Consider the following 19,088-nt stretch of genomic DNA (forward strand, 5'->3'; position numbering starts at 1 on the left):
ATACGGAGCATTTTCTTTGAGCGCTGCGCAGATTGCTAGGTTTTCACACAGTCTGTTGATGGCCGGTTTTTTTGTGTCTGGAAGTTGGTGAAAGACAATTTCCAAGGAAAAGCCTTCAGCTCCAAAAAGAACCCCAGCGACTCTGAAAATCATCCAGAGAAGGATCGCTACCAACGTCGCCCTCCTTCGTTGAAACGACGGGTAAGCTCGCTCTATCAGTCGCAATGACTGGCTGAGCGATCTGCTTTCATTTTGCGGCGTAAATGTCACCGCAAAACACTGCAACACAACCATCGTTCCTCCAAACACGCGCGGCCTAGACTGGGTTGACCACCTCGCCGGACGCCACAATGGCTGAACGGTAGCAAGTCTATTGATCTGTAGAATTCAGTAGGTATAGTAACCACCAAGCACACCACAGGGAGGTGTTGTGAACAGCCGTTTTTTAATCGGACAACTCGTCGCGGACGGTTGGTTTCTGGTACGTATTCGGGGCAGTCATCATCACTTCAAACATCCAACCAAACCAGGATTGGTAACAGTGCCGCATCCAAAAAAGGATCTGCTCAAAAAAACGGCCATCAGTATTTTGCAACAGGCCATGCTCTGAATCCGTTCTCAGCGTTGCCTTGGAGGATCACGAACATGCTTTACCCGATTGCGATTTCAATAGGCGACGAGGAACACGCTTGGGGAGTTGAAGTGCCGGACATTCCTGGCTGCTTTTCTGCCGGCGACGACCTTGATGACGCTGTCGCCATGGCGCGCGAGGCGATCGAAGGTCATTTCGAAATTCTGGCAGACGACGGTGCGCCGATTCCATCGGCCAGCAAATTGAGCCTGCATGTCGCCAATCCGCAGTACGCCGGATGTGCGTGGGCGGTAGTGGATATCGACGTGGTCAAATACCTGGGCAAAGCACAGAAGCTCAACATCACTCTGCCGGGGCACTTGCTCAATCGCATTGATGAGTACGTGTTACATCATCCTGAGGAGAAAAGCCGATCGGGGTTTCTGGCTTCGGCGGCGTTGAAGGTCTTGCAGCAGGGTTAAAAAATTCTTACTGCCCAACCGGCTCTCAGTCGCCGGTTTTTTCATGTCTGACGTTTGGGGAAATTCTCGCTCTGCTGATTGAAAAGTATGAGGAGCAGCATTTTCCGATGCCGCCCTCTGATCCCATTGAAGCCATCAAATTCCGTATGGATCAGCAAGGCTTGACGCCGCGGGATCTCGAGTCCTTTATTGGCACCAGTGGCCATGTTTCGGAAGTATTGAACCGCAAGCGCAAGCTGAGTCTGGCAATGATCAAACGTCTGCACGATGGCTTGCGTATTCCTTAGCAGACCGGTAGGAAGTCCAAAACCCGGCGCACCCGAGGGTGCCATGCGCACAGCCACCATCAAGTGCAGGCGAAGCCTGACTGGAAGGTACATGTGCAACCGTTGGTCAATCCTGGCCGGGCTGCTAAACCCGATCACTGGAAATCAGTGACGCGAACCAAGTTACCGACCGCCCGCCAGCCGCACAAGCAGGCGGATTCTGGCGTACCGGTAGGCAGCGGCGCAAGGATTTGTAGGCATCGGGACGTAACGCGATTCGACTTTAAACAGCCATGGCGCACCACGTGTAAAAGCCTGGAAAACAGAAGGAAATTTCCGACGAGTTCAGGGTGAACGAGTTGAAAGGATGCCAGAGGACGATGATGGTGGCGGTGCAGCGGTGATCGGATTTGCATGCGCCAAGAGGCCCCTCACCCTAGCCCTCTCCCGAGGGAGAGGGAACCGACCGGATTGCTTTCAAGGGATGCGCCGACCTGAGATAACGTGGCGAACTCCAGAAAGTTAGAGGCGTGATTCAGCGAGTCGCAACAATAAACAAACGTGGAAACGGCAACAGCACCGAGCCGTCAGCCAAGGCCGGATAAGCCTTGGCAACCTCCGCCAGATACCGCTGCAGATACTGCGCCCGTTCCTCCTCGGTCAATGGGCTCAGGAATGGAATCAACCCGCTGCCCTTGAACCACTCCACCACCCCCGCCGCACCATCACGAAGTTGGTGATGATAGGTGGTGCGCCACACATCGACCCGCGCGCAGTGCGGGCGCAGCATTGAAAAATACCCACTGGCACTGGCCATGTCGGTACGCTGCCCCGCAGCGTCTGCCAGCTTGCTCGCCCACGGCCCATTGGCGGCGACTTCACGCATCAAGCGGTGGGACGGTTCGTTGAGGTTGTCCGGCATCTGGATCGCCAGGCTGCCACCATCTGAAAGCTTGCTCGCCAAGGCTGGCAGCAACGAAGCGTGATCAGGCACCCATTGCAACACTGCATTGGCGAAGACCACATCGAACGGGCCTTCATCGGTCCACTTGTCGATCTCGGCCACCTCGAACTGCACATCGGGCAAGCGCTTGCGCGCGGCGGCGATCATGTCCGCCGAACTGTCCAGGCCACTGACCCGGGCCTCGGGAAAACGCTGCACCAGCAACTCGGTGGAATTGCCCGGCCCGCAACCGATATCCACCACCGCCCGGGCGTGCGCCGTGGGTATCGCCGCCAACAGATCACGGGCCGGGCGGGTGCGTTCATCTTCGAAAGCGACGTATTGCTGGGCAGACCAACTCATTGCGTTCTCCTGTTGGGGTTTTCTGTCGACTGTCGACACGATACCGCGATCTACGCCGTACGCCTTCCCTACCAAAGTCCTGCACCGAAACTTGTAAACAGAATTTTCAGCGCAACGCCGATGTCTGAATTTCAAGCTCCCAAAACAAGGACTCCCATCATGAAATTCGCAAAAATTGCCCAAAAACTTGCCCTGTGGGCCGGTAGCCCGAAGACGTTCATGGGGGCGTTGATCCTGATCGGGTTGTGGGGGTTGAGCGGGCCGATTTTTGGTTACAACGACACTTGGCAACTGATCATCAATACTTCGACGACGATCATCACGTTCCTGATGGTGTTCCTGATTCAGAACACGCAGAACCGCGACACCGACATTCTGCACTTGAAACTCGATGAGCTGCTGCGGGTGAACAAGGAAGCGCAGAACGCGATGCTCGGGCTGGAGGCGCTGGATCTGAAGCAGCTCGAAGCGCTGCGCCGGCATTATCGCGCGCTGGGTGAGAATCAGGTGTTTGATCTTGAGGGGCTGGGCGACAAGAGCAAGCCAAAGCAGGATTTGAATGAGTGCTGAGCAAGTAAACACACCCTGTGGGAGCGAGCCTGCTCGCGAAGAGGGAGGGTCAGTCAAAACATCATTGACTGACACACCGCTTTCGCGAGCAGGCTCGCTCCCACAGGGCAAGCATCGCTTTTCAACTCAAGATTTCGTTCGCGCTGAACAATACGGCGAAGTTAGCGACTGGCCTGCAACGCGCGGGCCTTCTCCAGATGGCTTTGCAGTTTCGGCAAAGTCTCATCGGCGAACGCTTTAATTTCCGGCACGTCGGTGGTCTGTGCCTGTTGCTCGATCTGGGTGATGGCCTCTTCAGTCGCCTTGACCTGACTGGCAGCGTAAGCCTGATCGAAGGTCGCGCCATCCTTTACTTCTGGCATCAACTCTTTGGCCTTGTCGGCGAGTTCTTCGCGAGGTGCGACCGGCAGGTCGAGCTTCTTGGCGATTTTCGCCAAATGCTGGTTGGCCGTGGTGCGGTCGTTGATGACGACAATGGTGTAATCCTTGACCTCTTTGGATTCGGTCTTGCCGTGGGCCAGACGGCTGGCTTCGATGTCGGCCATGCCTTTGGCGGAGGCATCGTTGATGAATTCGGCAGGCGACTGGGCGAACGCAGTGCTGGCGCACAGGCCCAGCAGAGTCGCAAAACTGGCATTACGTAAACGGGTGGCCATCCGGCTCATGGTCGCGCCCTCCTTCGTTGAAAATTCAAGCGGGCCGTGATTCGCCCGCTGCTCAAATAGTCGCGGCGGACAATTGTCCGCCTCAGTTAAGAAGGCTTTGGCGTTCAAAGGTTTAGAAAATCTGCCGAGGCCGCGACGAACGGTGCGCTCGCTTCAGATGCCCAAGGCCCGATGATTCAGGCGTTTGGCCGCATACATGGCTTGATCGGCATGCCGAAACAGTTGCTGTTCTTCTTCACCGTGTTCAGGGAAACGCGCCACGCCGATGCTCGGTTCGATACGCAGGTCATGGCCGTCGAGGCGCATGGGCTGCGCCAGCACCAAGCGGATTTTTCCGGCGACGCTGTCGGCATCTTCGGCGGCATGCACGCTATGCAACAGCACGACAAATTCATCGCCACCGATACGCGCCACGGTGTCGGTTTCACGCACGCAGCCTTTCAGCCGATTGGCCACGGTTTGCAGGAGCATGTCACCGACGGCATGGCCATGGGTGTCGTTGACCTGTTTGAAGCGATCCAGATCGACATACAGCAGCGCCATGTGTCCGTGCACGGTTCGCGCATGGGCCAGCGCAGCCCTGAGCCGGTCACGCAGCAGTTCGCGGTTGGGCAGTTGCGTCAGTTGATCGTATTGCGCCATGCGCTTGAGCCGCGCATGCAGTTGCTGTCGTTCGATGGCCGTGGCGACTTGTGCGCAGACGTATTGCAGCAGTTCCTTGTCCTGCTCGGTGTAGCGTTCGCCGCCAGCGAGGCTTTTGACGATCAAGGCGCCGATGGTGCCGTTTTTTGAGCTCAGCGGTACGCCGAGCCAGCAAGGCGCGTTCTGCTCCGCCACCAGCGCAGCGAAGTCGGGCGTGGCATCGGCGCTGTCCGGGGTCAGCAACATTGGCTGGCCGCTGCGGATCACTTGCGCGCAAAGCCGTCCGATGACCGTGCCGGGCTGCTCGGGCTGCAATTCGTGATCGTCGACGTGATAGGGAAAACTCAGCTGCGCGCAGTGTTCGTCATACAGCGCCACGGAAAAATTCAGCGCCGGCAGCCATTCGCCAATGAGCAAATGGACCCTTTTGAACAGCGCCAGCAAATCTTCCGCCGCATGCGCCGCCTCGGAAATTGCGTACAACGCCGCTTGCCGCGACTCGGCCTGCTTGCGCTCGGTGATATCGCGGGCGACGGCGATGCGCAGTTGGTCGACCTCCGACCAGCGCGCCGACCAGGAAATATGCGCGACGCTGCCGTCCTTGCGCAGGTAGCGGTTCTCGAAATTGTGCTTCGGGTCGCCGCCCATGATTTCGCCTGCGGCCGCGAGGGTGCGCTGGCGATCGGCCGGGTGCACCAGCTCGATCATCGAGCGGCCGATCAGCTCGTCAGGCGTGTAGCCGAAAATCCGCTCGCAGGCAGCGCTGACAAAAACGAAACGGCCCTGTTTGTCGACCGCGCAAACGGCGTCCAGCAACAGGTCCATGTAGCTCGCCAGCGGCGCAGGGTTAGGGCTTTGCATGGTTCTACGGGATGTCCGCACAGTGCAGCGATTTCAATCGTCCATGATCGTGATTGCGCGTCCCTGCCCATTTCATCAAGTCTTGTTCGGCAGCAGCCCCGGCAGCGCGTGCATCAACGCATTGATGGCGAAGCCGATAAACATCACGCCGCATAAACGGGTGATGAGCAGCTCATGCCGCTGATACACCATGCGCACTCGCTGTGCGCCGACCACGCCGATGAGGATAGCGTAAGCCAGCGCACCGCCGATAAAGCTCAGGGCGATCAGCGCCGGCAGCATCGACCAGTTAAGCAGTTCGGCGCGGCTCGACAGCAGCGCCGTAAAGGTCGCCACCGCCACCGGATAGGCCTTGGGATTGGTCAGGCCGAAGACGATGCCGTGCCAGAACGGCTGCCGCGCCGCGCCTTGCGCCTCGTCGCCGCTACGGCGTTGGGCACGCACCGCACGCCAGCCGAGCCAGAACAGGTACACCGCGCTGAGCACGCCGAGCACATCGAACGCGGTGCTGCCGATTTCCCGCGCACCGACAATCGCCACTAGCGCGGTGCTGCACCAGATCACATCGCCGAGCAGATGCCCACACAGAAACCCCGCCCCGGCCCGCCGGCCATGGGCCGCGCCAATCCCGAACACCGCCAGCACGCCCGGCCCGGGCGTGATCCCGTAGATGAAACCCGAAGCCAGAACGGCCAACAGCAATGATGGAGTCATGAGAAACCTGCAAGCGCCAGAACACGTGGCGCAGAGTCTATATCAACAAGATTGAAGCGGATCAGGGTTCGTCGCGGAAACGCATGCCGGGGTACGGTTTCTGCCGACACGCAGCGAGCCGCGACTGCAAATCGCCGACGTGGACCTTCAGCTTGTGCCCGTCGGGATCGAGGAAGTAGAACGACGCGCCTTCAATAGCCTCTCAGATTTTCGGGAACGAAATATTGCTGTCCGTCATAGCGCAACGTGTTCAGCACCGGCTTTTCGTGAGTGGTCTTCGACTCGCAGGTGCCGGGTGGCCCCTCACCGACCAGGCCCGTGGTGACTGAGCGGACAATGATATCTGCGTAACCATGGGAACTGGTTTTGCCCATCTCAAGCGTACGCACCGTCTCCGAGCGCTCTCCGGCGCAATTGCCATCCCATTCGCCACTGAAGCTGTAGACGATCAAGCGATCCAGCACCGGGCGCAGTTTGTCGCCTTCTTTCACATAAAGCGAAAGCAAGATTTCATCCAGCGGATTAACGCGTGACGAGCCTTTGAAATGAGCGCGAACGCCGAAGGCACGGAGGTCGGGCGTGAGTTTATAACGCGCCGTATCCAGCTCCAGACTCTCCAGCGCGATGGCATCGGAGAGAAACGCCGACTGCTGATGATAGGTCGCCAGCGGCTTGGGGCTGCCAGCGGTAGTGACGGCCAGAGCCAGATCGTATGAACCCACCCTGCCGTCCTGGCCATAGACCGGATCGGGCACGAACGTCGATAGCGCGGTAATCGTCAGCGACGGATAAGCCGGCCAGTCCTTGCACAAAGAAAAGTCCGCTTCGCCACTGACCGCAGGCGGCGTGCAATCGGCCCACGCCTGCCCAGCCACCAACCACCCGCAGAGCGCCGCAGCGCTGATCCATATGGACTTCATTGTCACTTCCCGCTCCTTGAAGATATTTCCAGGCGCGCACTATCCCTTTCTGCATCGGAGGATTCAACAGATCTGGCCAGCGAATCTTCTCATGTGTCTGAAGTCGGAATTCGCGAGCAGGCTCGCTCCCGCAGGAAAGCCGCATTCCAAAGTGGGAGCGAGCCTGCTATCGCCGACGCAGCAAATCTCAATACTTGTCCAGCGTGCGCAACTTCTGCGGCAAGCCCCACAGCAGCAGCGCTGCGGCGATCAGCGCGGCGACGCCGATGACGTACAGCGCCGGGGTGGTGCTGCCGGTGAGGTCCTTGATGCGTCCGACCATGACCGGGCTGACAATCCCACCGAACTGCCCCAGGGTATTGATCACCGCGATCCCGCCTGCCGCGCCGGCACCGGCGCCCGCCAGCAGTTTCGGTGGCAGGGTCCAGAAGCTCGGAATCGAAGCGATGATGCCGGCGCCAAGCAGGCCGAGCGCGACGATCAGGAAGGTCGTGTGGCTGGCAAAGATTCCCGCGCTGAAAAAGCCGATCGCGCCGACGATCACCAGCCCGGCGACAAACTTGCGCCGTTCACCGGTGGCGTCTGACAAGCGCCCGATCACGACCATGCTGATCGCCCCGCAGATATACGGAATGGCGGTCAGCAGGCCGATCATCACCGGGCTTTCGGTGCCGGCGCTGCGGATCAATTGCGGTGCCCAGAAATTCAACCCGTAGGACGCGACCTGAATCAGGAAGTAGATCAAACCCAACGTCAGGAATCCGGGGATTTTCAGCGCCGCGAGCAATGAGCCGCCGCTCTTGTGTGGCTCGTGATGGGCGATGCGACTGGAGAGCAATTTCTTCTCGTCAGCCGTCAGCCAGTGCGCATCCTCGATGCGGTCCTTGAGCTGGGTCAGCACCAAGAAACCGAGGGCGATGCACGGCACGCCTCCGAGCAGGAACAACCAGTGCCAGCCGCGCATCTGCAACACGCCATCGAGGTGTTGCAACACAAGGCCCGAGAACGGCGCGCCGACCAGCCCGGCAAACGCCGAGGCAAGGAACAGCATCGAGGTGATGCGGCCACGGAAGTGCTGCGGAAACCACAGGGTCAGGTAATACAGCACGCCCGGAGCAAACCCGGCTTCCATCGCGCCGATCACGAAGCGCAGCGCATAGAACTGCCATTCGCTGTTGACGAAGACCATCGCCGCCGTCGCCACGCCCCAGGACATCATGATCCGAGCAATCCAGCGCCGTGCGCCGACCTTGTACAGCATCATGTTGCTCGGCACTTCGAACAGCACGTAACCGACCACGAACAGCCCGGCGCCCAAGCCATACGCGGTGTCGCTCAGGCTCAGGTCCGTCTGCAGCTGGAATTTGGCGAAGCTGATGTTGATGCGATCGAAGAAGGCGAACAGGTAGCAGACCATGATCAGCGGCATCAGGCGCCAGGCGACTTTGCTGACCAGGGCTTTTTCGGCGTCGTGATCGACGGACGGATTCACGCCCGCCTCCATTACGTTGAGGCTCATAGATTTTCTCCAGGCGGACTGCCGATGGGCGTCCGATTGTTTTTGTTGTCTGGTTACTGCTGAATGCTTTTGAACTGTGGGAGCGAGCCTGCTCGCGAATGCGCCAGATCAGTCGATACCGATGTTGAATGACACACCGCGTTCGCGAGCAGGCTCGCTCCCACAAGGGTTTTGTATCTTCAGATGGGCATCGGATGCAGATCGCAATTGCGCCCGGCCTTGACAAGTTGGCCGGGGACATCGTGGCCCAACAGCGCCGGCAAGCCGCGCGAAAGTTTCAGCAGCAGCGGCAAATCGATGCCCGTGGGAATGCCGACTTCATCGCACAGATTGACCAGATCTTCGCTGCAGATATTGCCCGACGCGCCCGGTGCGAACGGGCAGCCACCGAGGCCACCCAGCGCCGCATCGAAGCGCCGCGCGCCGGCCTCGTAAGCGGCCAGCACATTGCACAGGCCAAGGCCGCGGGTGTTGTGGAAATGCAAAGTCAGGTCAGCCGGCGAAACCCGTTGCAAAACGCGCCGCACCAAGCGATCGACCTGACGCGGATTGGCCATGCCGGTGGTGTCGGCGAGGCTGATGCCCTGAATGCCGAGTTCCTGATAGGCGTCAACGATCTGCAGCACACGATCCTCATCGATCCGGCCTTCGAACGGACAACCGAACGTGGTGGCGATGCTGCCGTTGAGGCGCACACCTGAGCCGCTGACAAACGCAACAATGTCAGCGAATGCCGCCAGCGACTCTTCGCAACGCATGCGCATGTTGGCGAGGTTGTGGGTCTGGCTGGCGGACATCACCAGGTTCAACTCATCGGCATTCGCCGCCAGTGCCCGTTGTGCGCCTCTCAGATTAGGGATCAACGCGACATAAATTACCCCTGGCTGGCGCTGAATGCCGTTGAACACTTGCTCGCCGTCACGCAGGGCCGGAATGGCTTTGGGCGAGACGAACGAGCCGGCCTCGATGCGGCTGAATCCGGCCTGTGACAACTGATTGATCAGAGCGATCTTGTCAGCGGTTTCCACCCACGTCGGCTCGATCTGCAAACCGTCGCGGGGTGAGACTTCCTGGATGATCAGGGTTTGCGAATAGTCAGTGATCATTGCACCACCCCTTGGTTTTTCAGGCGTTCGATGTCGAGTTCAGTCAGGCCAAGATTGGCGAGAATAGCGTCGGTGTGCTGGCCCAGTTTCGGCCCGGACCAGTTCACTCCGCCGGGGGTCTCCGAGAGTTTGGGGACAATGCCGGGCATCTTCACCGTTGCGCCACCGGGCAACTCGGCATCGAGCAGCATGTCCCGCGCCTGATAGTGCGGATCGGCGACGATGTCAGCCACCGAGTAGATGCGCCCGGCCGGCACTTCGGCAGCTTCGAGAGCAGCCAGTACCTCGTCGATCGGCAGGCTGCTGGTCCAGTGTGTGATGGCCGCATCGAGCAAACCGCTCTGCGCCGCGCGGCCGTCGTTGTGGGCGAACTCTTCTGCCTCGGCCAGATCAGCACGGCCGATGGTGTGCATCAGACGCTTGTAGATCGGGTCGCTATTGCCGGCAATCACCACGTAGGCGCCGTCGGCCGTGAGGTAGGTATTGGAGGGCGCGATACCCGGCAGGGCACCGCCGCTGCGTTCGCGGACATGGCCAAGCATGTCGTATTCCGGGACCAGACTTTCCATGACGTTGAACACGCTTTCGGCCAGCGACACATCGACGATCTGTCCACCGCCCTGCCCGGTCTTGACCCGCAACAGCGACATCAGCGCACCAATAACCGCGTGCAACGAGGCCAGCGAATCGCCGAGGCTGACGCCGACTCGCGCCGGTGGCGAATCGGGATTGCCGGTGGTGTAGCGGATGCCGCCCATGGCCTCGCCAATCGCACCGAAACCGGGCCGGTCACGGTAAGGGCCGGTCTGGCCGTAGCCGGAGATACGCACCAGGGTCAGGTTCGGATTCAGCGCATGTAGCACGTCCCAACCCAGACCGAGTTTTTCCAGCGCACCGGGGCGCAGGTTTTCAATGATCACGTCGGCGTCGCCGGCCAGTTGCTTGACCAGTTCGATGCCTTCAGCGGATTTCAGATTGAGCGCCAGGGATTTCTTGTTGCGCGATTGCAGGTACCACCACAGCGATGTGCCTTCGTGCAGCTTGCGCCATTTGCGCAGCGGGTCGCCCTGACCCATGGCTTCGATCTTGATCACCTCGGCGCCGAACTCGGCAAGCATGCGCGCGGCAAACGGCGCGGCGATCAGGGTGCCGATCTCGATCACTTTGATTGCACTCAAAGGGGCAGTCATCGCGGGTACCTCTTGTTCTTGGAATATGTCGCCAAGGCTAGAGGAACGATGATCGGAGAATCCAGCCGTCTCTCGGCAATGGGCGTTCGCGAAATGCGAATGCTTCAGCGATGTGGTGAATTCGAAGCCGCTTTCGCGGGCAGGCCCGCTCCCACAGGGTTCAAAGTCAGCCGCACAATTTGCATACACGCTGGAAACTGTGGGAGCGGGCTTGCCCGCGAAGAGGCCGGCCCATTCAATAGAGATTCAGGCGCCCTGCCCGCGCAAATGCTCAAACAACATCCGGCTCACCGGCGACAATCCCGCCTCATCGCGCACCACCACAATCAGCGCGCGATCGGACCAGTTGTCGGTCAGCGGCACCGCACGCAAGCCCAGTGCCTGACCAAACAACTCATAGGCTCGCTGCGGCAGAATGCCGATGCCCATGTTCGCCTGGACCATCCGGCACACCGCATCGAATCCCGGCACATGAATTCGGATGCGCAGGACTTTGCCCGCCTGCCGCGCCGCCGCATGGGTACGCATGTTGATCGAACTGGCTGCGTGCAAGCCGACGTAATCGCTGTCGAGAGTTTCATCGAAAGTCACCGATGCGCGCGTAGCCAACGGATGCTCCGGGAGCATCACCACCACCAGTTTGTCCTGGCGGTACAACACGCTGTGCAGGCCTTTGGTGTCGCTGTCGTCGGAGCAGATGCCGAGGTCGGCGACGCCATCGAGCACGCCCTGAATCACCCCGGCGCTGGGGCGTTCTTCAAGGTCGGTCTTGACCTGCGGATGCCGCGCGGAGAAGTCGCGCAAGTCTTCGGGCAGGAACTGAATGATCGCCGAAAGATTGGCCAGCATGCGCACGTAACCCCGCACACCATGGCTGTGCTCACCCAGCTCCAGGCCCATCTTTTCCACATTGAAGAGCATCTGCCGGGCGTGGTGCAGCAGGGTTTCACCGGCCGGCGTGAGGATCATGCCTTTGGCCTGACGCACGAACAAAGCGATGCCCAGCGCCTCCTCCAACTCCATCAGGCGCTTGCTCGCCGCCGACACCGCGATGGCCTCGCGCGCAGCCGCACGGGTCAACGTGCCTTCCTCGTGGACGGCGACGAACAGTTGCAGAGTGATCAGGTCGAGACGGCGGATCAGGCTTTTTTGCAGCATGGTGGGCTCGAAGGCAGGGTTCATCCGAGCCGGCAGGATAGCCCGGTTTTACCGCTGACTGCTCAGTTGCTCATGCTGGCGCGCTGTTTTGTGACAGGCGCGGTCAGCAAGCGAACCAGCTGCGCGCTGTCGTCCCTGCGACCTAAGACCAGGATCGAAGAGCCTTGCAGGCAGGCATCGATGGCTGGCCATGAAATGTCCTTCGCGCCCTCGTCATCAAACGAATCATCCACTGCGCCATCGACCAGAAAGCCTGCCGTCAACAAGCCTCGTGCGCTGCCCGAGGTCTGTCCGACCGCCACAATACGTTTGCCAGCGATGTCATCCAGCGCAAACCCTGCTTGCCAACCTCTCAGGTCGAGTTCATGCGCCGTCGGGCTGAGGACAGGGTTGTTGAACGCGTTATCCATTTGGCCAGCGTAGGTAATACCACTGATGAATCCATGTTGCAGTTTCGTGTCTTGCGTTGACTCGACCGCCGCACCGAGCAAAAGCAGGCGCTGCGTCGTTTGCACAGCGATGTTGGTCACGTGGCTTTCGAGCGTCTTGCCATCCCGTTTAATGTTCAACAGCAACATGCCCTGATCGCCGAACGCTTGTGCAACTTTCCCGTTGTGGTCGAACGCCATGACCAATCCCTGATTGGTTACTTCCGTTTTGCCATGCAGCAGGATCTTCCCATCGTCGAGCTGGATGATCCCGGACAGCGAAATGGCCACGCCTGGCAGCGACAGGGGCAGCCAACCGTTGCTGGCGAACGATAAATCGTCCGAGCCATCGAGATTGAATCGCGTCAACAGGCCACTGCCCTTTTGCGCTGTCACAAACAGCAGCCTGTCCGGCTGCGCAAGCTGCGGATCGGATTTCGCCAGCAGCAGTTGCCCATGGGTCGCCCCAAAAAGTGCCGGAATCCGCATGGGCACAATCCGGTAGCCATTCCTGTCGCCGCCGAACTCGATATCCGGCGAACCGTCGGGCAGAAACCGCGCGATAACTTGCTGGTATTCAAGAGCCTGGTCTTTGACGACGCCAATCACACCGCACATCCAGATCCGCCCGAGCGCATCAACGATCAATGGCCCGCCTTGGGTGAGCGAGCCTGTGCCGAACTCGCCGTTGAGATATCCGCCTTCGCCGAAGCCCGGATCCGGATTGCCATCGGCATCCAGGCGCGCAAGGCCGTAGTACGAATGGCCCGATTGCTCGACGGTAGCGCTGACCATGATTTGCCCCGAAGGCGTGATCGCTACGCCTTTGGCAATGGTCTTGGCAGCTCCGGGAAATTTCAGCGCTCGCAGACCAAACAGAGCGTCCAGTTCCCCGGCTGACTGCGCGGTTGGGGGCAATGGCGCGGTGGATTCCGGCATGTTCGTATTCTCCTGTGGGATCGACATCGATCCCCTCGCTGAGAGCATTCGACCCGAAGAAGCCACGCCGGACAACTGACACAAATGACAGTTTTTTAGAAGAAAACGAAATTGATCACCGTGCAAAAAAGACTGGAGGGCTGGTAGTTCTTACAGGTTCGAATTCAGGCACGTCATGCCAACCTCAGCGTTCAAATCAGCCATGGACGAGAAGAACGATGAGCACTCGCGACGAGCATATGCCACAACCGGCCCCGGCCCCGACCATCACCTACCCCGAGGAGGCCAGCACGACGGGACCTGCGACATTGTTGCTCGGCAGCGGCATGCCCGATGCGCTTGTACAGGTCTGGAACATTGAAAACACCCAGTCGCTCGGTGCAGGGCTGGTCAGCGCAAAGGGACGATGGGCGTTCAGCATCAGCGGCGCCCAGGCTCCAGGCCAGCAGAAGATTCACGCCCACCAGACGTATGCAGGCATCACGTCTGAATGGAGTGACGAGCGCGGATATGAGGTGCGACTGCGGCCCGAAATCGACGTCCCGGGCGTCTTCGTACCGCTTGAGGGAGCGGAGGTAAATGCGCCTCTGTTGTTGTCGGGAGATGTCACACGGGCCGAGGGTTTCGTCAGTGTTTTCGATCTGGACACTGGCCTGGAGATTGCCAGGGCAGCGGTCGAAAGCGACCGGAAATGGCAAACACCGGCTGCACACTCATTGGCAGTCGGGCAGTACCGTATATCCGCCGTTCACAACATCGCCGGCCAGGTTTCAGACTGGGGCCGTGTGCGGACATTTACCGTGGTCGCAGAAGCAAGCGAAGGACTGTTCGACTTCGCTCGCCTTCGCGCCTTCATTCAAAACGCGTTGCGGAAAATTTCCTCGATCTGGCGCTGATCTGCCGCCCGTGGATTGGTCAGTCCGCACGCATCCTTCAAAGCATTGGCGGCGAGCACCGGGATATCGCTGAGTTTCGCGCCCAGCTCACGCAGTCCTCCGGGAATCTCGACGTCTTTGGCAAGGTTGCGAATGGCATTGATCGCCGCCTGCGCGCCCTCCTCTGCGCTGAAACCACGAATATCCGCGCCCATGGCGTGGGAGACGTCCCTGAGTCGGTCAGCGCAGACCAGCGCATTGAAGCTCTGCACATGCGGCAACAGCACGGCATTGCAGACGCCGTGGGGCAAGTCGTAGTAGCCGCCCAGCTGATGCGCCATGGCGTGGACAAATCCGAGCGAGGCGTTGTTGAACGCCATGCCGGCGAGGAACTGCGCGTAAGCCATGTTCTCCCGCGCCGCCAGGTCGCTGCCGTCGCGCACAGCCAGACGCAGGTTGCTGCTGATCAGGCTCATCGCTTTAAGCGCGCAAGCATCGGTGATCGGGTTGGCGGCAGTAGAGACGTAGGCTTCGATGGCGTGGGTCAGTGCATCCATGCCGGTGGCGGCGGTGAGGCCTTTGGGCATCGCGACCATCAGTTCCGGATCGTTGACTGACAGCAGGGGCGTGACGTTGCGGTCGACGATGGCCATTTTCACGTGGCGCGATTCGTCGGTGATGATGCAGAAACGGGTCATTTCGCTGGCAGTGCCGGCGGTGGTGTTGATAGCGACCAGAGGCAATTGCGGCTTGCTCGAGCGGTCGACGCCTTCGTAATCGCCAATCTGCCCGCCATTGGTTGCGCACAGGGCGATGCCCTTGGCGCAATCATGTGGCGAGCCGCCACCCAGCGACACGACGAAATCGCAACGGCTTTCCTTCAACAGCCCCAGACCCGATTCGACATTGGCCGTGGTCGGGTTCGGTCTGGCGCCATCGAAGATCACCGAATCGATGTCCTGCATCGCCAGTTTCTCGGCGATCATTGCGGCCACGCCCGCCTTGGCCAGCCCGGCGTCGGTGACAATCAGCGCCTTGCGAAAACCATAATTGCGAATCGCGACCATGGCTTCGTCGAGGCAGCCGCTGCCCATGATGTTGACCGCCGGAATGAAGAAGGTGCTGCTCATCGTGTGTCTCCTGACTGAAGCCGGATCGACTGCCTCGATTCGGCGGGTGCACACAGGATCGACCGATCGGTCACGAGCAATGTTGATCTGGCTCAATGTCCGCTCGTGATAAAGTCGCCGTCCATCTGCCCTTTGTTTTGAGACCGCCCACGCAATGACCGATTTTCTCGATGTCGACGCCACCCTCGAAAACTGGAATGCCTTGCGCGCCGCGAACGATTTTCAGGGTTTGCTGGTGGGCAATGGCGCCAGCCGCGCGGTATGGGATGACTTCGGCTACGACTCGCTGTTCGAAAACGCCCGTACGGTCGAAGAGAAACCGCTGAGCCCATCGGAACTGGCGGTGTTCGACGCGCTGCAAACCCGCAGCTTCGAACAAGTGCTGGGCGCCCTGAAAACCACCAGCCGGGTCAACAAGGCGTTGGCGGTCAGCTCGGCGGCGCCGCGCAATCGCTATTACGCAATCAAGGAAGCGCTGATCAACACCGTGCACGCGGTGCACATCCCGTGGCGGCTGGTGCAGCCTTCGACACTGACGGTGCTCAATGCTGAACTGGCGCGCTATCGCACGGTGTTCACCACCAACTACGACCTGCTTAATTACTGGGCGCTGCAACACCCCGGCGAGGCCATCGACGATCTGTTCAACGGCGCGGACGCAAGTTTCGATCTGAGCCAGAGCGCCACCGACAAACCGCGCCTGCTCTACCTGCACGGTGGTCTGCATCTGGTGCGCAATCAGGACGGCACCGCACGCAAACTGACCTCGACCGAGGGCACCCTGCTCGGCAGTTTCGCCATCAACAATACGATCAAGACGCTGGACGACGTGCCGCTGTTCGTCACCGAAGGGCCGAGCGCTGACAAGCTCAAGACCATTCGCAGCTCCGATTATCTGTCGTTCTGCTACGAGCAATTACTGGCTCATGGCGACAGCCTGTGCATCTTCGGCCATGCGCTGGGCGAGCAGGATGCGCATCTGGTGCGCGCGTTGCGCCTGGCCCGACCGAGATGCGTGGCGATCTCGATTTACCCGCGCAGCGCCGCATTCATTCAGCATCAGAAACGTCACTACGCCAAGGTGTTCGACGGTACCGGCGTTGAGTTGCGGTTCTTTGATGCCAAGAGCCACGCCCTGGGCGATCCAAAATTGTCGGTACCGGTTGAGGTTTGATATTGGCCGGGCTGACGCCTTCGCGAGCAGGCTCGCTCCCACAATGGAATGCGGTCACCTGTGGGAGCGAGCCTGCTCGCGAAGACGGCCGGTCAGCCAATACAAAAGGTGACTGGAACACCGCTTTCGCGAGCAGGCTCGCTCCCACAGGTTGATGTCGGGTTTCAGAGTACCGGCAGGGTCTTGTCCTTGATGGTTTTCGTCGGGCCGTTGGCCTTGACGCTGGCGATGCCCTTGTCACACGCGCCATCCGATGAATACGACTCGCTGCTGCCGATGATCTGGTGATTGGCCGCCTTGAGATTGAAGTACGGGTGGCCATCCTTGGTCGATTTTTTCTCGTAACGTTCGTCCAGCGGGCTGTTAGCCTGCACCGAGGCAATGCCGCCGTCGGCACCGGCGCGGGTGCTGTAGAGCTCGCTGGTCAGAATCGTTTCGGCGTTCGCTGCTTTCAACACGAACCTGAATTGGCCGTTGCTGCTTTTGCTCACTTCGTACCATCCGGACATGTCTGTTTCTCCTGGGGGCGATTGAGAGATTTCGCGCTTCAGAGTAAAGACCAGCGTCTGCGATCTGTCGCCTGCCTCGACTACAAGGTGATTTTCGTACCGAGCAGACCGAGGAAACCGGCCAGCCATTGCGGATGCGCCGGCCAGGCCGGAGCGGTGGCGAAATTTCCCTGAACATGGCCGTCGGTCACCGGTATGTCGATGTAGGTGCCGCCCGCCAACCGGACTTCCGGGGCACAGGCCGGATACGCGCTGCACTCACGCCCCTCAAGCACACCTGCCGCAGCGAGCAGTTGCGCACCATGGCAGACCGCTGCGATGGGCTTGCCGGCGTTGTCGAACGCGCGCACCAGCTCGAGGACTTTGTCGTTCAGCCGCAGGTATTCCGGCGCACGACCGCCGGGAATCAGCAGCGCGTCGTAATCGGTTTCGCTGGCCTTGGCGAAATCGAAATTGAGCGCGAACAGGTGACCGGGTTTTTCGCTGTAGGTCTGATCACCTTCAAAATCATGAATCGCCGTGCGCACGGTGCTGCCGGCGGACTTGTCCGGGCACACGGCGTGGACCGTGTGGCCGACCATCTGCAGGGCCTGGAACGGCACCATCACTTCGTAGTCTTCGACGTAATCGCCGACCAGCATCAGGATCTTTTTCGCGGCCATGGGAAAACTCCTCGGGGAAAGGTCTGGGGAGTATTCAAGGTAGACCCAAATCGCGCAGAGGGTTAACGATCGACCGCGTTAGCATTCTTCGCGAGCAGGCTCGCTTCCACAGGGTCAGGCCAGATAGCCGTCAGCGCGCAGCAGGGTTTCCAGGCAGTGTTCGCTGATGTGGTAGAACGCCTTGAGCTCTGCGATCTTCGCCAACAACTGCGTCGGATCGACCGGTTCGGCGCGTTTCACCGCGAGAATCATCTTGTTCTTGTTGGTGTGTTCCAGCGAGATGAACTCGAACACCTTGGTCTCGTAACCACAGGCTTCGAGGAACAACGCGCGCAAGCTGTCGGTGACCATTTCCGCCTGCTGGCCGAGGTGCAAGCCGTATTGCAGCATCGGCTTGAGCAGCGCCGGGCTCTGGATCTGCAGGCGGATCTGCTTGTGACAGCACGGTGAGCACATGATGATCGACGCACCCGAGCGGATGCCGGTGTGGATCGCGTAATCGGTGGCAATGTCGCAGGCATGCAGGGCGATCATCACGTCCAGTTCGCTCGGCGCCACCGTGCGCACGTCACCGCACTTGAACACCAGCCCCGGATGCTCAAGCTTGCTCGCTGCGGCGTTACACAGGTTGACCATTTCTTCGCGCAGCTCGACGCCGGTGACTTCGCCCTCGGCCTTGAGCGTATTGCGCAGGTAGTCGTGAATGGCGAACGTCAGGTAGCCCTTGCCCGAGCCGAAATCGGCGACCCGCACCGGTTTGTCCAGCGCCAGCGGCGACGAGGTCAGGGCATGGCTGAACACTTCGATGAACTTGTTGATCTGCTTCCACTTGCGCGACATCGCCGGGATCAGCTCGTGTTGCGCATTGGTCACGCCCAGATCCTTGAGGAACGGGCGGCTCAGTTCGAGAAAGCGGTTTTTCTCGCGGTTGTGCTCGGCGGACGGCGCTTCACGCAATTGCTGAGGCTTGCTCTTGAACAGCGAACTCTTGCCCTTTTTGCTGTATTCCAGCTGCGCTTCGTCGCTCAGCGCCAATAAATGCGCATTTTTGAACGAGGTCGGCAGCAGACCGGCAATCAGCGCAACGCCTTCGCTCAGCGGCAGGTTCTTGGTGATGTCGCGGGTCTTGTAGCGATAAACGAAGGAGAGACACGCCTGCGCCTTGACCGTCACCGGTTTGATGATGACCCGTTGCAGATCCGCCTCTTCACCGACGTATTTGGCCAATACCAGTTTGATGAAACCGCTGTCGTCGAGGCTGGCTTGCAGCAGCTCGATGAACTGGGCGTGGTGATCGGCGGCCGGTTTGGCGGACGGCGCGGAAGAAGCGGAAACAGACATGGACAAACGGCCTCGGACGGGCGGAATCGGGAATGGCGGGTATTTTAGGGGGGATGGGGG

Annotated in this window: 20 protein-coding genes and 2 pseudogenes; 6 read left to right on the forward strand and 16 right to left on the reverse strand. The window is 59.9% G+C overall.

Features of this window, described 5'->3' with window-relative positions:
* The coding region (locus D8U71_RS28505) for a hypothetical protein (protein ID WP_206663212.1) at positions 1-294 on the reverse strand (294 nt) is incomplete at its 3' end.
* Between the two features lie 136 nt (positions 295-430).
* Between D8U71_RS28505 and D8U71_RS23230 the strand changes: the two genes are divergently transcribed.
* From D8U71_RS23230 to D8U71_RS23240, 3 genes and pseudogenes are all read left to right on the forward strand, one after another.
* Positions 431-610 (forward strand): type II toxin-antitoxin system HicA family toxin, encoded by a 180-nt coding sequence (locus D8U71_RS23230; RefSeq protein ID WP_016771297.1) that lies wholly within the window; start codon positions 431-433, stop codon positions 608-610.
* Between the two features lie 35 nt (positions 611-645).
* Positions 646-1,053 (forward strand): type II toxin-antitoxin system HicB family antitoxin, encoded by a 408-nt coding sequence (locus D8U71_RS23235; RefSeq protein ID WP_024011974.1) that lies wholly within the window; start codon positions 646-648, stop codon positions 1,051-1,053.
* A 59-nt stretch (positions 1,054-1,112) separates the two neighbouring features.
* Positions 1,113-1,340: pseudogene (locus D8U71_RS23240) on the forward strand (transcriptional regulator); the annotation flags it as partial.
* Between the two features lie 514 nt (positions 1,341-1,854).
* Here the strand turns inward: D8U71_RS23240 and tam are convergent.
* Positions 1,855-2,625 carry a trans-aconitate 2-methyltransferase gene (gene tam, locus D8U71_RS23245; protein WP_125917740.1) on the reverse strand — a complete coding sequence of 257 codons (771 nt, stop codon included), beginning with the start codon at positions 2,623-2,625 and terminating at the stop codon, positions 1,855-1,857.
* Between the two features lie 159 nt (positions 2,626-2,784).
* On the opposite strand from tam, the gene D8U71_RS23250 reads away from it, so the two are divergent.
* Positions 2,785-3,195 (forward strand): low affinity iron permease family protein, encoded by a 411-nt coding sequence (locus D8U71_RS23250; protein WP_016771301.1) that lies wholly within the window; start codon positions 2,785-2,787, stop codon positions 3,193-3,195.
* Positions 3,196-3,356: 161 nt separating this feature from the next.
* Here the strand turns inward: D8U71_RS23250 and D8U71_RS23255 are convergent, their stop codons facing one another.
* The 10 genes and pseudogenes from D8U71_RS23255 to D8U71_RS23300 form a co-directional block, all read right to left on the reverse strand.
* On the reverse strand, positions 3,357-3,860 hold the full coding sequence (locus D8U71_RS23255; RefSeq protein ID WP_122691681.1) for a DUF4142 domain-containing protein: 504 nt from the start codon (positions 3,858-3,860) through the stop codon (positions 3,357-3,359).
* Positions 3,861-4,013: 153 nt separating this feature from the next.
* Entirely contained in the window at positions 4,014-5,363 is a 1,350-nt protein-coding gene (locus tag D8U71_RS23260) for a diguanylate cyclase (protein ID WP_125925282.1), read from the reverse strand.
* A gap of 75 nt (positions 5,364-5,438) precedes the next feature.
* Positions 5,439-6,077 carry a LysE family translocator gene (locus tag D8U71_RS23265; RefSeq protein ID WP_125925281.1) on the reverse strand — a complete coding sequence of 213 codons (639 nt, stop codon included), beginning with the start codon at positions 6,075-6,077 and terminating at the stop codon, positions 5,439-5,441.
* Positions 6,078-6,138: 61 nt separating this feature from the next.
* Positions 6,139-6,270: pseudogene (locus tag D8U71_RS23270) on the reverse strand (glutathione transferase); the annotation flags it as partial.
* Complete coding sequence (locus D8U71_RS23275; RefSeq protein WP_125925280.1) at positions 6,269-7,003, reverse strand: hypothetical protein; 735 nt, start codon at positions 7,001-7,003, stop codon at positions 6,269-6,271. The pseudogene D8U71_RS23270 and the gene D8U71_RS23275, both read right to left, overlap by 2 nt.
* A 181-nt stretch (positions 7,004-7,184) precedes the next feature.
* Positions 7,185-8,516: an MFS transporter gene (locus D8U71_RS23280; protein WP_016771305.1), complete on the reverse strand. Its 1,332-nt coding sequence runs from the start codon at positions 8,514-8,516 to the stop codon at positions 7,185-7,187.
* Positions 8,517-8,695: 179 nt separating this feature from the next.
* A complete protein-coding gene (locus tag D8U71_RS23285; protein ID WP_130888780.1) occupies positions 8,696-9,622 on the reverse strand; it encodes a hydroxymethylglutaryl-CoA lyase in 927 nt (308 codons plus the stop codon).
* Entirely contained in the window at positions 9,619-10,812 is a 1,194-nt protein-coding gene (locus tag D8U71_RS23290) for a CaiB/BaiF CoA-transferase family protein (RefSeq protein WP_130888781.1), read from the reverse strand. The genes D8U71_RS23285 and D8U71_RS23290 overlap by 4 nt, the downstream gene beginning before the upstream one ends.
* Before the next feature lie 246 nt (positions 10,813-11,058).
* Positions 11,059-11,970, reverse strand: coding sequence for a LysR family transcriptional regulator (locus tag D8U71_RS23295; protein ID WP_130888782.1), 912 nt, complete (start codon positions 11,968-11,970; stop codon positions 11,059-11,061).
* A gap of 62 nt (positions 11,971-12,032) precedes the next feature.
* Positions 12,033-13,337, reverse strand: coding sequence for a hypothetical protein (locus tag D8U71_RS23300; protein WP_130888783.1), 1,305 nt, complete (start codon positions 13,335-13,337; stop codon positions 12,033-12,035).
* A gap of 218 nt (positions 13,338-13,555) precedes the next feature.
* Between D8U71_RS23300 and D8U71_RS23305 the strand changes: the two genes are divergently transcribed.
* The gene (locus tag D8U71_RS23305; protein WP_177421639.1) at positions 13,556-14,233 is read left to right on the forward strand and encodes a hypothetical protein; all 678 of its coding nucleotides are present in this window, start codon (positions 13,556-13,558) and stop codon (positions 14,231-14,233) included.
* Here the strand turns inward: D8U71_RS23305 and yiaY are convergent.
* On the reverse strand, positions 14,194-15,342 hold the full coding sequence (gene yiaY, locus D8U71_RS23310; RefSeq protein ID WP_130888784.1) for an L-threonine dehydrogenase: 1,149 nt from the start codon (positions 15,340-15,342) through the stop codon (positions 14,194-14,196). The genes D8U71_RS23305 and yiaY overlap by 40 nt on opposite strands.
* A gap of 154 nt (positions 15,343-15,496) precedes the next feature.
* Between yiaY and D8U71_RS23315 the strand changes: the two genes are divergently transcribed.
* Positions 15,497-16,516 (forward strand): DUF4917 family protein, encoded by a 1,020-nt coding sequence (locus D8U71_RS23315; protein ID WP_130888785.1) that lies wholly within the window; start codon positions 15,497-15,499, stop codon positions 16,514-16,516.
* 164 nt (positions 16,517-16,680) lie between these two features.
* Here D8U71_RS23315 and D8U71_RS23320 read toward each other — a convergent pair whose 3' ends face one another.
* The 3 genes from D8U71_RS23320 to D8U71_RS23330 all read right to left on the reverse strand — a co-directional run bounded on the left by D8U71_RS23320 (position 16,681) and on the right by D8U71_RS23330 (position 19,028).
* Positions 16,681-17,025 (reverse strand): YegP family protein, encoded by a 345-nt coding sequence (locus D8U71_RS23320; protein WP_076566339.1) that lies wholly within the window; start codon positions 17,023-17,025, stop codon positions 16,681-16,683.
* An 80-nt stretch (positions 17,026-17,105) separates the two neighbouring features.
* Positions 17,106-17,687, reverse strand: a complete 582-nt coding sequence (locus D8U71_RS23325) for a DJ-1/PfpI family protein (protein ID WP_130888786.1) — start codon at positions 17,685-17,687, stop codon at positions 17,106-17,108.
* A 114-nt stretch (positions 17,688-17,801) separates the two neighbouring features.
* Positions 17,802-19,028, reverse strand: a complete 1,227-nt coding sequence (locus D8U71_RS23330) for an SAM-dependent methyltransferase (protein WP_130888787.1) — start codon at positions 19,026-19,028, stop codon at positions 17,802-17,804.
* Positions 19,029-19,088: the final 60 nt, after the last annotated feature.

Origin of the sequence: Pseudomonas sp. Sample_21 (assembly GCF_004307525.1) — a bacterium.
GTDB classification, from domain to species: domain Bacteria; phylum Pseudomonadota; class Gammaproteobacteria; order Pseudomonadales; family Pseudomonadaceae; genus Aquipseudomonas; species Aquipseudomonas atacamensis.